12 protein-coding genes are annotated in these 13354 nt (G+C 69.0%); 9 read left to right on the top strand and 3 right to left on the bottom strand.

The window, feature by feature from the left end; translation table 11 throughout:
- Positions 1–22: 22 nt before the first annotated feature.
- The 5 genes from LX13_RS09370 to LX13_RS09350 are packed head-to-tail and all read left to right on the top strand — an operon-like array spanning position 23 to position 8523.
- Positions 23–2125: a hydantoinase/oxoprolinase family protein gene (locus tag LX13_RS09370; protein ID WP_253661070.1), complete on the top strand. Its 2103-nt coding sequence runs from the start codon at positions 23–25 to the stop codon at positions 2123–2125.
- Positions 2126–2135: 10 nt separating this feature from the next.
- Positions 2136–4457: a hydantoinase B/oxoprolinase family protein gene (locus LX13_RS09365; RefSeq protein ID WP_253661069.1), complete on the top strand. Its 2322-nt coding sequence runs from the start codon at positions 2136–2138 to the stop codon at positions 4455–4457.
- Positions 4454–6148, top strand: coding sequence for a (2,3-dihydroxybenzoyl)adenylate synthase (locus LX13_RS09360; RefSeq protein ID WP_253661068.1), 1695 nt, complete (start codon positions 4454–4456; stop codon positions 6146–6148). Before LX13_RS09365 ends, LX13_RS09360 begins: the two co-directional genes overlap by 4 nt.
- 49 nt (positions 6149–6197) lie before the next feature.
- Positions 6198–7778: an FAD-dependent monooxygenase gene (locus LX13_RS09355; RefSeq protein WP_253661067.1), complete on the top strand. Its 1581-nt coding sequence runs from the start codon at positions 6198–6200 to the stop codon at positions 7776–7778.
- Positions 7779–7815: 37 nt separating this feature from the next.
- Complete coding sequence (locus LX13_RS09350; RefSeq protein ID WP_253661066.1) at positions 7816–8523, top strand: TetR/AcrR family transcriptional regulator; 708 nt, start codon at positions 7816–7818, stop codon at positions 8521–8523.
- Between the two features lie 9 nt (positions 8524–8532).
- Here LX13_RS09350 and LX13_RS09345 read toward each other — a convergent pair whose 3' ends face one another.
- Both LX13_RS09345 and LX13_RS09340 read right to left on the bottom strand, forming a co-directional pair.
- On the bottom strand, positions 8533–9141 hold the full coding sequence (locus LX13_RS09345; protein WP_253661065.1) for a TetR/AcrR family transcriptional regulator: 609 nt from the start codon (positions 9139–9141) through the stop codon (positions 8533–8535).
- A gap of 94 nt (positions 9142–9235) precedes the next feature.
- Complete coding sequence (locus LX13_RS09340) at positions 9236–9568, bottom strand: TfoX/Sxy family protein (protein WP_253661064.1); 333 nt, start codon at positions 9566–9568, stop codon at positions 9236–9238.
- 122 nt (positions 9569–9690) lie between these two features.
- On the opposite strand from LX13_RS09340, the gene LX13_RS09335 reads away from it, so the two are divergent.
- A complete protein-coding gene (locus tag LX13_RS09335; RefSeq protein ID WP_253661063.1) occupies positions 9691–10050 on the top strand; it encodes a hypothetical protein in 360 nt (119 codons plus the stop codon).
- Between the two features lie 32 nt (positions 10051–10082).
- Entirely contained in the window at positions 10083–10874 is a 792-nt protein-coding gene (locus LX13_RS09330; RefSeq protein WP_253661062.1) for an SDR family NAD(P)-dependent oxidoreductase, read from the top strand.
- Here the strand turns inward: LX13_RS09330 and LX13_RS09325 are convergent.
- Positions 10858–11319 carry a DUF4126 family protein gene (locus LX13_RS09325; RefSeq protein WP_253661061.1) on the bottom strand — a complete coding sequence of 154 codons (462 nt, stop codon included), beginning with the start codon at positions 11317–11319 and terminating at the stop codon, positions 10858–10860. The two genes, LX13_RS09330 and LX13_RS09325, sit on opposite strands and share 17 nt — an antisense overlap.
- A gap of 61 nt (positions 11320–11380) precedes the next feature.
- On the opposite strand from LX13_RS09325, the gene LX13_RS09320 reads away from it, so the two are divergent.
- Both LX13_RS09320 and LX13_RS09315 read left to right on the top strand, forming a co-directional pair.
- On the top strand, positions 11381–12193 hold the full coding sequence (locus LX13_RS09320; RefSeq protein ID WP_253661060.1) for a DNA-formamidopyrimidine glycosylase family protein: 813 nt from the start codon (positions 11381–11383) through the stop codon (positions 12191–12193).
- 139 nt (positions 12194–12332) lie between these two features.
- Positions 12333–13307 (top strand): hypothetical protein, encoded by a 975-nt coding sequence (locus tag LX13_RS09315; protein WP_253661059.1) that lies wholly within the window; start codon positions 12333–12335, stop codon positions 13305–13307.
- Positions 13308–13354: the final 47 nt, after the last annotated feature.

The following is a 13354-nucleotide window of genomic DNA, read 5'->3' as shown; positions in this document are numbered from 1 at the left end:
ATCCGAAAGGGAGCACACCGGCATGACCTATGTGATCGGAGTGGACGTCGGCGGGACGTTCACAGACGCAGTACTCGACGACAGTTCCGGCACCGTGGTCGCCGCCAAGGCCCCGTCGACGCCCCCGGACTACTCCCAGGGGGTCATCGATGTCCTGGTGGCGCTGGCCGAACAGTTGGGGCGCCCGGTGGAGGAGATGCTGGCCGACACCCATCACATCGCGCACGGCACGACGTCGTCGCTGAACGCGCTCGTCATGGGCAACGTCCCGCCGGTCGGCTTCCTCACGACCAAGGGTCATCGCGACTCGATCTACATCATGAACGTGGAGGGCCGCTACCTCGGCGGATCACCCGAGCAACTGCAGAACGTCATGGGGCAGAGCAAGTCCCACGGCCTGGTCCCCAAGCGGCACGCGCTGGAGGTGACCGAACGGATCGATCGTGACGGCAACATCGTCGTCGCGCTCGACGAGGACTCCGCGCGAGAGGCCATCCGGTCGCTGGTGGCCGACGGGGTGTCGGGGATCGCGGTCTCGCTGCTGTGGTCGTTCCGCAACCCGGTCCACGAGGAGCGGATCCGCGAACTCGTGCGTGAGATCGACCCGGACATGTTCGTCTCGCTGTCCAGCGAGGTGAGCCCCCGAATCCGGGAGTTCGCCCGCAACGCCACGACCATCATGAGCACGCAGATCGGTCCGGGCCTGCGCGACTACCTCGGATCGTTGGAGTCGAAGCTGCGAGATCTGAAGCTGGCCGGACCGCTGCTGGTGATGCAGAGCAACGGTGGCGCGGTCGCCGCGGCCGAGGCACCGAAGAACGCGATCAGCACGGTCGGGTCGGTGCTGACCGGCGGCGTCGTCGGCGCAGTCTCCCTCGGTCGGCAACTGGGCCACCGCAACGTCATCGCCACCGACGTCGGCGGCACGACCTTCCTCGTCGGACTGGTCGTCGACGGCGAGCCGGTCCGTGCGTCGAGCACGATCATCAACCACCACCCGATCAACGTCCCCACCCTCGAGGTGCACGCGATCGGCTCCGGCGGCGGCGCCATCGCCTGGGTCGATCCGGGCGGCAACCTGCAGATCGGACCACACAGCGCGCAGGCGGTCCCCGGGCCGGCCTGCTACGGGCAGGGCGGCACCGAGCCCACCAACACCGACGCCAACCTCGTCCTCGGCATCCTGCCCGAGCGAGGCCTGCTGGGAGGCCGCAAGCCACTCGACAAGAACCTCGCCCGCGAGGCGATCCGCCGTCGGATCGCCGAGCCGCTGGGCCTGTCGATCGAGGACGCCGCGGCCGCCATCTACGCGGTGCAGAACGCCCAGACCGGTGACCTGCTGCGCAAGACCGTGGTCGAGGCCGGACACGATCCGCGTGAGTTCGTGCTCTACGCCTTCGGTGGCGCGGGTCCCGCGCACTGTGCGGGGTACGCCGCCGAGGTCGGGGTGAAAGAGGTGGTCGTCCCGCTCGGTCAGGTTGCGTCCGCGTTCTCCGCCTACGGTCTGGCCTCGTCGAACATCGTTCTCGCCGCTGAACTCTCGGACCCGGCGGCCATGCCGCTCGATCCGGCGAGGGCCGAACAGAACTTCGCCGGACTGGAGAAGCGTGTCCGTGCGGCCCTGAGTCGGCAGGGGCTGTCGTTCACCAGCATCGAGGTAGAGCGTGAGATCGACATGCGCTACACGATGCAGCTCGCCGAGGTGGCGACCTCGCTCCCCGAGGGCGCTCTCGACTCGACCAGCGTCGCGCACGCCTCCGATCTGTTCGAGCAGCGCTACGCCGATCTCTACGGCAAGGACAGCGGTTTCCGTGAGGCCGGCATCCAGGCCATCACCTACCGCGTCCGCGCGACCGGCGTGCTGCCGTTCTCGCCGACCCTGCCCGAGGTGAAGTCGGCGGACTCGCCGGACGCCTCCGCGGCCCGCATCGGAAGTCGCAAGGTCTGTCTCGACGGCCGCGTCGGTTTCGTCGACAGCGACATCTACGACTACAGCAAACTCGCCGCCGGCCACGTCCTGACCGGACCGGCCATCGTCGAGGTCCCCACCACGACGGTCGTCGTCCCCCACGGCACCACCGGCACAGTCGACCGTCTCGGCAACCTCTCCATCGTCGCCCAGTAGGAGCGCCCTCATGACCTCACCGATCCCCGGCTCCGAAGTCTTCTCGAGCCGTCCCGTCGACCCCGACGCCCTCGCCCGCTCACTGCCGCCGAGCCTGCAGATCCACACGGTGACCCAGCAGCAGATCGACGACCTCGACCCACTCACCTACGAGGTGATCCGCCACCGCCTGTGGTCGGTGACCGACGAGATGGGCGAAGCCCTCAAGCGGATGTCGGGGTCGCCGATCGTCACCGACGCCAACGACTTCGACTTCGCCGTGAGCGACGAACTGGGCCAGGAGGTCCAGGTCGGTCTCTACAACACGATGCTCGTCGGCGCCGTCGACCTCGCCATCTACTGGACGCTGCAGAACCGCGCCACCAATCCCGGCATCGAGGAGGGCGACATGTTCCTCTGCAACGATCCCTGGGTCGGGGGTGGTCTGCACCAGAGCGACGTCATCGTCTACCAACCGATCTTCCACGAGGGCAAGCTGTTCAGCTGGACCAGCGCCATCTGCCACGAGCCGGATCTCGGTGGATCGGGACTCGGATCGTTCGACCCGTCGGCCAAGGACGTCTTCTCCGAGTCGCTGCCCACCCCGCCGATCAAGGTGGTCCGCAACTTCGAACTCCAGCGCGACGTCGCCGACGTGTGGGTTCGCCGGTCCCGTGTCCCGATGCTCGTGGGCCTCGACCTGCGCGCCAAGATCGGCGCCAACACGGTGGGACGCAACCGCATCCACGCGGTCATCGAGCAGTACGGTGCCGACACCGTCAAGGCCGTCATGAAGCGCATGATGACCGACGCCGAGGGGCGACTCCGATCGAAGCTCACCTCGCTGCCCGACGGCACCTGGAAGGCCACCGGATACCAGGACCAGTCACACGCGGGCGACCGCGGCGTCCACAAGATCACCGTCGCGATGTCCAAGACCGACGACCATCTGACGTTCGACTTCACCGGCACCGACAAACAGACCGGCGTCATCAACTGCACCTATGCCGGGATGCGCGGTGGGGTCATGCTCGCGCTGCTCCCGATCCTCGCCGGCGACATCCCGTGGTCGGCAGGCGGTCTGATGCGGTGCTTCGATCTCGTCTCCGAAGAGGGCACCATCAACAACGCGAGCTTCCCGGCCGCGGTCAGTCGTGGCCCGATCGGACCCGCCTGGTTGACCGGAACCCTGATCGCGGAGTGTCTTTCGCAGATGCTGGACCGCTCGGTCGATCTGGGCGCCAGTGTGCAGGCGGCGTGCTGCGGCACCTGGGACACCGCGGTGATCGCGGGGCTGGACGAGCGGGCCGAGCAACCGGTCCCGTTCCTCAACATCATGATGGAGCCCATGGCCGGCGGATACGGGGCGCGTCCAACGGCCGACGGCATGGACACCGGAGGACTCTTCTGCATCCCGATGGGCCGCATCCCGGACACCGAGATGACCGAGTTCCTCTACCCGTTGCTCACGTTGTGGCGTCGCGAGGAGCCCGACTCGGGCGGGCCCGGCCGTCAGCGCGGCGGCGTGAGCGCGTCGTTGGCGGTCACCCCGTACGGAACCAGCCTGCCGATGGGTCTCGTCCTGGCGTCCGCGGGCAAGGCCGTGGCCCAGAACAACGGTCTGGCAGGCGGATATCCCGGCAACACCGGCCTCGAGATCCTTGCCCGCGGCACCGACATCAACGAGCAGTTCGCGGCCGGCCACATCCCCGGCGACCTCGACGAACTCGCGGGCGGCCGGGAGTTCGGGGCCTGCTATGCGGAGAGCTACGTCGCGCCCGGCGAGGTGTTGTACATGCACTGGCAGGGTGGCGGAGGGTACGGCGATCCGCTGCAGCGCGACCCGGCCGCCGTCGCGATCGATCTGCGCGAGGGCAAGGTCACCGCGGATGGCGCGGCCGCGGTCTACGGCGTCGTCGTCGACCACAATGGCACCGATGATCGCGCGACCGCGAAACTACGGACGTCCATGCTGACCGAACGTCGGGAGCGATCCACGCAGCACCCCGACGCCCCGACGATGGACCTGAGCCTGGGCCGACGACTGGACGACAACCTCGCCGAGGTCAGTGTCGGTGACTCGCGTGTCATCGCCTGCGCGCACTGCGGTCGGTTGCTCGGCGACGACAAGAACGGCGGGGTCCTGGATCTCGCGCGGTTCGAGGGCCCGTCCTCGGCGGCCGGCCCCCAGGTCACGTCCGACCCGACCGAGTACGTCGACACACCGATCGTGTTCCGTCAGCTGTGCTGCCCGGGCTGCTGGACGGCCATCTACTCGGGCATCGTCCCGGCCGATCACCCCGATCACTCCCTGGAGATCTCGCGACTGTTGCCGGCGGTGGCGACCCGGTGACCACGATCGACGCACGTGGGCAGACCACGTACGACGACTGGGACGGTCGGCTGATCCCGTACCCGCCCGATCGGGCCCGGCGTCATCGCGAAACCGGTTCGTGGAGTGCGGATCCGACCGGACGCAGGTTCCACGACGTCGCGACACGTCATCCCGACCGACCGGCGGTGATCACCGCCGAGGGGTCGATGACCTACGCCGAACTCGACCGACGGACCGACGCCATCGCGGCCGGGCTGATCGACCTCGGTCTGCGCCGGCTGGACCCGGTGGTGTTCCAGCTGACCAACCGCCTCGGGACCGTCCTGGCCTGGTACGGCTGTCTCAAGGCGGGGCTCGTACCCGTCGCCACCCTGGCCGCGCATCGGATGCACGAGATCGGACACGTCAGCCGGACCGTCGGTGCGGTGGCGCACATCGTCGAGGTCGGGGACCCGTCGTTCGACCTGCTGCGCTTCGCCCACGAGCACGCGGCCGGCGGCGACACCGTCCGACACATCCTCACGGTGGGTGCGCCGTCGGCCGAGCCCGGCTCGATCCGACTGGAGGACCTGGGTCTCGACGTCGACGCGTCGGCGGCACGAGGTTTTGTCGAGGCGATCGAACGCGACATCGACCCGCAGGACGTCGTGGCGTTCCAGCTGTCCGGCGGGACCACCGGTGTGCCCAAGGTGATCCCGCGCATCCACGCCGAATACTGGAACAACGCCGAGATGTACGCCCGGTGGCTGGGGTGGGACGAGACGAGCCGCGTGGCCCATCTGATCCCGATCATCCACAACGCCGGCATCGTGTGCGGTCTGCACGCGTCGCATTCCGTCGGCGCCTGCCTCGTGCTGGCGACCGCCGACGCCGCCAGTGCCTTCGACCTGATGGAACGGGCAGGGGCCACCGAGGTCCTCATCGGGCACGGGCACTATCAGGCGGTCATGGACCCCGGGTTCGACCGCGTCCGCGACCGGTTGCGGAGGGTCATCCTGTCCGGTGCCAAGGTGTCCGCGGAGCTGATGGCCCGGGTCGACGACGGCGAAAGCCACTGGGGCGGTCAACTCTTCGGGATGTCGGAGGGGATGTTCGCGGTGACGCCTCTCGACGCACCGTTACGTGCCCGGGTGGAGACCGTCGGTACGCCGGTCGCCCCGGACGACGAGGTCCGCATCCTGGAACCGGGCACCGAGACCGAGGTCTCCGACGGCGTCGTGGGGGAGTTGTGCTGTCGTGGTCCCTACACGATCTCGGGATATTTCGATGCGGCCGAACACAATCGGTCGGCGTTCACCGCGGACGGCTTCTACCGGACCGGTGACCTGGCGACCATCGTCGTCATCGACGACGTCCGATACGTGTCCATCGAGGGACGCATCAAGGACCTCATCAACCGGGGCGGCGAGAAGATCAACGCCGAGGAGCTCGAGTTCCTCCTGGTGGAGCATCCCGGCATCGACGACGCGGCTGTCGTCGCGATGCCCGATCCCCGCCTCGGTGAGAAGACCTGCGCGTATCTCGTTGCTGCCCAGGGTGAGCTGTCGCTGGCCGAGATCCGCGAACACCTGACCCGACTCGGTGTCGCGAAGTTCAAGTGGCCCGAACGCCTCGAGTGGGTCCCGGCGCTCCCCCGAACCACCGTCAACAAGATCGACAAGAAGAGTCTGCGCGCCGACATCGCCGACAAGGTGCTCGCCGACCGCTGAGGTCGGGCGTCCTCGCAGACCACACCTGGATCGATCGTATGGAGATCTCATGAACCTCGCTCGCATCGCCGTCCTCGGTGGTGGCCCCGGCGGCCTCTACGCAGCACGACTGCTGAAGCTGCGCCACCCCGACGCCGACGTCACCGTCTACGAACAGAGCTCGCCCGACACCACGTTCGGGTTCGGTGTCGGCCTCGCCTCCCGCACCCAGCGCAACCTCCGGGACGCCGACGCGGCGTCGCTCGAGGCCATCGTCGCGGCCGCGTACTCCCACGAGATGTCCATGCAGGTGGGTGCGGATGTGGTCCGCATCGCGCACGGCGACCTGCTGGCCATAGCCCGGACGCAGCTGCTGGCGATCCTGCAGGATCAGGCGCAGCGCGCCGGGGTCAGCCTCGTCTTCGGTGAACGCCATGCGGCGGCCGACCTGGACGCCGACCTCGTGATCGCGGCGGACGGGATCAACAGCGCGACCCGGGAATCCGATCCCCGTTTCGGCGCCCACCTCACCACCGGTGCCGGGCTGTACCTCTGGTGCGGAACGGATTTCGCGCTACCGAGCGCCATCTTCGTCCCGTCGACGACCGAGCACGGGACGTTCGTCACGCATGCCTACCCGTACTCGGCCGACCGCAGCACCTTCCTCGTCGAGACCGACGAGGCCACCTGGCGGCGAGCCGGTTTCGACGTCTCGACCGCCGAGACCGGCCCGACCGACTCCGATCAGACCTCGCTGCGGTATCTGGAGTCGGCGTTCGCCGGAACGCTCGGTGACCACGGCCTGATCGGCAACCGCACCCGCTGGATGCGGTTTCGCACCGTCCGGTGTGACCGCTGGTCGGTCGACAACGTCGTCCTCCTCGGCGACGCGGCGCACACCGCCCACTACTCGATCGGCTCGGGGACCAAGCTGGCGATGGAGGACGCCATCGCACTCGATGTGGCCCTGCGGGATTCGGACTCGATCGCCGACGCGCTCGCACGGTACGAGAGGATCCGCCGACCCGCGGTCGAGCATCTCCAGCAGATCGCCCGTCGCAGCGAACTGTGGTGGGAGTCGTTCCCGCAGCGGATGGATCTGCCGGTGGACCGGTTGATGGTCTCGTACATGACCCGGTCGGGAAAGGTGGGTCTGGACCGGTTCCTCGATTCGGCGCCCGAGGTGGCGTGGGCGGGGGTGACGAGTTACGCCGGCGTCGACGTCGGCAGGCCGCGGCCCGACGACGTCGCGCAGTGGGTGCTGGCGCAGCCCCTGGAGCACCCGCGGGGCTCCTACCCCGCACGACTGGCTCCGACGGACCTGCGCGACGACCCGAAGACCGTCGTCCACCACGTCGACACCGAGTCGGCCTGGGATGAGGCGGCCGATCGGCTCGTCGCCGCGGCGCGGGGAGATGCGGTGGTCTGGGTGGCCGGGGCCTCCGACCGCGACGCCGTCCTGACCCGTCTCGACATCGCCGAGCGCGTGGTCCGCGGTACCGACGCACTGGTGGTCGTGGAGATCCCGTCGGAGTGTCTCGCCGATGCGGCGGCGGCTCTGGTCAGTGGTCGTACCCACCTCGTGGCGACACCCGAGCGCGCCGACAGGGGGACCGAGAGAGGAGCGCCTGCCGTCGCGTCCTCGGTGTGAGGGCGTTTCGGTGAGCCCTGCCGGTTATCCTTCACCGATGAGCAGCGAGGACGAGTCGGTGCCGGCGCGCAACCCTCGTCGCGAGCTGGTCGAGAAGCAGATCCTCGACCAGGCGACGCGGTTGTTCGCCGAGAAGGGGTACGCGAGCACGACGCTGCAGGACATCGCCGACGCCACCGGACTGACACGGCCATCGCTCTATCACTACGTGGCGAACAAGGACGCGCTGCTGTCGCGTCTGGTCAGCGAGAGCACCGACACCCCGGCCGCGATGCTGCACGAGATCAACGAACGCACCGATCTCGGTCCCAGCGAGAAACTCCGCAAGATGGCCACGGCGATCGCGCTGAACCAGGCGCAGACCGCCGACCGGTTCAAGCTGATCATCCGGTCCGAGGCGGCGTTGCCCGACGAGATCTCCCGGACCTTTCAGCAGAGCAGGCGGCACGTGCTCCAGGAGTTCGTCCGGGTGATCGAGGACGGTGTGCGCAGTGGCGAGATGCGACCCATCCATCCGCGGACCGCCGCGCTCGGGATCATCGGGATGCTGAACTGGGTTGCCTGGTGGCACACGCCCGGTGACCCCGACGCGGATCGGGCCGCGGCGGTCCAGCTCGCCGACATGGCGTTGCGGACGGTGGCGCAGACCGAGGTAGGTCCGTCGACCCCCGAGGGGCCGGAGCGGGCCATCGCCCTCATCCGACAGGATCTCGACTACCTGGAGCGACTGCTCGCGCAGGAGTGACCCGCGGCGCTACTCGAGTTTGATGGCGTGGACCGCCGCGAGCATCACGTCCCGCAGCGACTCCGCTGTCGGTTCCTCCTGCTTGGTCCAGCGGATCATCGCGCCGGTCAACGCGTCGTTCATCGCCTGGCCGAGGGAGGCCGGTGATCCGGCCCGCGGCAGGCTCCCGTCGTCCTGCGCCTCGGCGATCATCTCGGTCAGGACCTCGGCGGTCGAGTCCGGAACAGCCAGTAGCGGACCGCCCGCGTACACCCAGGCCCGTACCAACGGCAGCGCCGCGTCGACATCCCGCGCGTAGGCCAACGACCACCGCTCCTGTGCGTCGAGGATCCGGTTGCGCAGGGGGAGTGCGGGATCGGTGTCCTTGCGGAGGAGGTCGCCGAAACTCGTGTGCAGAGAGCGCGCCACCTCGCCGAGCAGCAACTCCTTCTGCGGGAAGTGATTGAACACGGTGGCGCGAGCCACCTGTGCCTCGACCGCGATCCGCTCCATGGTGGTCTCGGTGTATCCCAGCTCGCCGAACAGTTCGACCGCGGTGGCCAGAATGCGCTCGCGGATAGAACCTTTGCGGTCAGGGGAGCCGGATTCGACAGGTTCCCCGGTGTCCTCGGGTGTCATTAGGCAGACTATAGAGTCTGGTGCCCGCGATCTCGACCGCTCGTCTGCCTCGGGGGACGAAGATCACCGCTCGTCGCCGCGGGTGAGACCGGTGTCATTTCGGTGGGAGTGTGCGCACGTGAGCGACGCCGCGATCCACCCAGTCACCCAGCTCGTCGTGGCTCTCGATTCCCGCGGCGGCGACACGCAGCCATCCGCGCGCCTCACGCCCGGACATGATCATCGGGGACGTGTGCAGGTGCTCGAGCAGTGCATCGGTCTCGTCGGGTGGGACGCGCAGCATCAGTCCGCCCTCTGTGCTGACGGCGACCACCATGTGTCCGTCGATGAGGAACGCGAGTCCGCCGAACATGGCCTTCTCCGTCACGCCCGGCTCGATCTCGAGGAGCTCGCGGACGCGATCCGCGAGGTGTTCGTCGTAGGCCATGACCCCATTCTTCGACGGCGAGGCGTGGCTTGTCTCGCGGTGGGGGAGATCCAATCGAGTTCCAACACCGCCCGGCTAGGTTCGGCGCTCGGTGAGTTGTCGGGAACCTGACAGGAGTAGCCATGACCAATGCCCCAGCGCCGCGACCGCAGTCGGGTCTGCCGTTCGACGAGGATCAGGAACGTCTCGGGACCCCGCCGGCGTCCGGCCCCGTCGACGACGGGCTCCGCTCGTATCTCCGGGGGATGCACCCTCGGGCGATGTTGGCGATGGGCGAGGGGATGCCCGTCGTGATCAAGCAGCTGGTGCAGTTGCTGTTCCTGCTGTGCTGGCCGTTCTGGGCCGTCGGGGGACTGGTCGTCGGTGTCATCTACTACTGGGTGCTCTACCCGTTGCTGTGGGTCCTGTTCTGGCCGCTGCGTGCCCTGATCGGCGACAAGAAGATCACCGCCGAGCCCGCGGACGGAACCGTCATCACGTGAGGGGTGTCGGCGTCGTGGCCTAGCGTCGTCGCATGGACCTCGACCTGTCGGGCCGCCGCGCCCTGATCACCGGGAGCAGCGGCGGCATCGGCCGTGCGGTTGCGCAGCGCCTCGCCGAGGAAGGGTGCGCCGTGGTCGTCCATGGACGCGACCGCGGTCGAGCCGAGGAGGCAGCCGCGCAGATCGCGGCAACCGGAGCGCAGACATCGGTGGTGGTCGGTGACCTGACCCGCGCCGAAGACACCGACCGCATCTGCGACGAGGTGGCCGCGCTCGGGGGAGTCGACATCGTCGTCGCGAACGCCGGCCCGTTCGTCGAGAACACCTGGCACACCGCAGATCCGGACGACTGGTTGCAGGCGTTCGAGGGGAACGTCCTCTCGACCGTCCGGCTGATCCGCCGCCTCACCCCGAGCATGCGCGCGACGGGGTGGGGTCGGGTTCTGACAATCGGGACCCGGGCCACGGTCACCCCGCTGACCACGATGGTGGAGTACTCGGCCGCCAAGGCGTCGGTGGTCAACCTGACGGTGAGCCTCGCGCAACACCTGGCCGGTTCCGGGGTGACCGCGAACTGCGTCAGCCCCGGGGTCATCCTCACCCCGTCGATGCGGTCGATGTTCGCCGCGCGGCCGGAGAACATGGGTGCCGAGTGGGAGGACATCGAGGCCGCGGTGACGTCGGACTACGCCCCGAACCCTGTCGGACGGCTCGGACGCCCTGATGACATCGCGTCCGCGATCGCGTTCCTGGCCAGCCCTCTGGCCGACTACATCACCGGCGTGGAACTCCGTGTCGACGGTGGGATCACGGGCGTGAGTTGACCACCGCGGTGTAGGCCAGCGCGTTGGCGGCGACGTCCTCGGCCAGCGCGGCCGCGACCGGCGGGACCTTCGTCGACGCCGCCGACCGGTAGGCCGCACCGGCGTACGAACCCGCCAGCGCCGCAACCGAACCGATGACGATCGTGGCGGCGACGGTCTCGGGGTCGGCGCGCCGCGTCAGGCTGTACGCCCCCAGTCCGCCGGCCGCGACCCGGGCGAGGAGCCCGGGCAACTGCAGGCGCGACGGCGTGAACGGGAGTTTGTCGGCGACGGATTCGCCGACGATCGCGAGCGCCGCGACACCGTCGGCCAGCGCGGCATTCGGGGTCCCGGCGAACCGCGCGTGCACGAACGATGCGATCCCCACCGCGCTCCGCAGACCACTGGCGAATCCGATGACGGCGGCCGAGCCGAGAGTTCGAGGTGGCAGCGTTCGAGGTGTCATGGATCAGTCCTACCCGCCCCGGGTCTATGACGTAACCCGTGATGACGAGGACGATGGGTACGTGCCCGAAGGTGACACCGTGTTCGCGCTCGCCCGGCGCCTCGACTCCGCGATGCGAGGCCGCGTGCTGACGCACGGCGAATTGCGGGTCCCGGCACACGCCACGGCAGATCTCGCCGACCGCACCGTGCTCGAACACGTCACGTACGGCAAGCATCTGCTGACGCGGTTGTCGGGCGACCTCACGCTGCACACCCACCTGCGCATGCAGGGGTCTTGGACCGTCTCGAAGGAGGGTAAGTGGCTGCCGCGGTCGGTGATGCCCGACGTGCGGGTCGTCCTGCGGACCGACGGACCCGCCGCGTACGGGGTCCGGCTTCCGGTCGTCGAACTGCTCCGAACCGGTGACGAGGATCAGGCCGTCGGCTATCTGGGACCCGATCCGCTACGGACCGACTGGGATGCCGCCGAGGCCGCGCGCAGGCTGGCGGCCGATCCCGGACGGGCGCTCGTCGCAGCCCTCCTCGACCAACGTTGCGTCGCCGGTTTCGGGAACCTCTGGGTCAACGAGCTGTGTTTCCTGCGCGGACACTATCCGTGGACACCTGTCGCCGATGTCGACCTCGACGCCCTGCTCCGGCTCGGCGCCCGCGCCCTGACCCATTCGGCCACCGTGCCCGGGGCGATGCAGGTGACCACGGGCAACAAACGCAAGGGGGAACAGCACTGGGTCGCGGGGCGAGCCGGCCGACCCTGTCTACGTTGTGGCACAACGATACTGGTGGTCGACGAGGTGCCGAACGATCCGGAACGCCGCCGGACCTGGTGGTGCCCGCACTGCCAACCCGAGCCCACGAACCCCACGGGGCCCTGAGGCGTCCCGGCGGGCACGGTGTCGGTCGCCTTCGCCGGATCTCGCGATTCCGCGACTTTGCTTACCGAGGCTCGATACCCTCGCTCACGATATGGGCACTCACGATATGGGCACTCACGTGATGGGCAGGAACAATTCGATGACACGGTGGCGGCGCAGCGCGGTGGTGATGGCCGGCGCGATCGCGACAGTCCTCGGGACGATGGCGGTACCCGCGCAGGCGGCTCCCGCGGGTGACCTCAGCGACCAGACGGCGGTCGCCGCCACCCAGAAGGCGACCTCGGACGCGGGGCAGCCGACCGGGACCGGGGTCTCCTCGGACGGGGTGTCGGTGCCGGCGTCCGGCCCGGCGCGTGTCGTCGTCACCTCGCCGAGCGGCGCCGAGGCGACGGTGACCGCCCAGCGATCCGATGGCAGCCGTGTCGTCGACGGTGCCGCCGTCGCCGATGCGGGCAACGCCAAGATCGTGTCGCAGGCGGTGTCGCCCGGGGTGGCGCAGCACGCGATCACCATCGGCGCGACGCCGGGTGCGTCGTCCTACGCGTTCGACGTCGGCGGAGATCCCGATCAGCGTCTGATGCTGCGCCCGGACGGCGGTGTCGCCCTGCGTGCATCCCAGGGCGGGGTCGACGTCACGCTCGGATCGGTGGCCAAGCCGTGGGCCGTCGCCGCCGACGGAGGGTCGGTCGACACGCGCTTCGACGTCTCGGGGTCGACCATCACGCAGGTCGTCGAACCCACTGCGGCAACGCGGTTCCCGGTGGTTGCCGACCCGCGCATCACGTTCGGACGGTCGGTCCAGATCGCTCTGACCGGTGGTGAGGCGAACGCCGTGCGGCGGGCGGCCGCCGCTGTCCTCGGGGTGGGCGTGAAGATCGGGTGCACGTCGGCCGCGCGAGCCGCCGTGGCAGCTGTCGGTGGACCGGTCGGCGCCGCCGCGAGCGCAGTACTGAGCCTCGGCTGCAAGTACGGCGAGGCGGCGTTGGTGTCGAAGCTGTTCGACACCGCTCGAGCACACGGGCCGTATGAGGATCTGCAGTGCTACGCGAGCGAACTCCTCGCTGCCATCGGCGGGAAGCTCGCCCCGGTGGCAACCGAGAACTGCTCCGCCTGACCCCACAGACGACCACTGCCCCACCGGGATCCGGTGGGGCAGTGGTG

Source organism: Williamsia maris (assembly GCF_024171815.1).
Lineage (GTDB): Bacteria > Actinomycetota > Actinomycetes > Mycobacteriales > Mycobacteriaceae > Williamsia_A > Williamsia_A maris.
The sequence above is the reverse complement of the archived record's forward strand: the minus strand, read 5'-3'. Positions and strand labels throughout refer to the sequence as shown.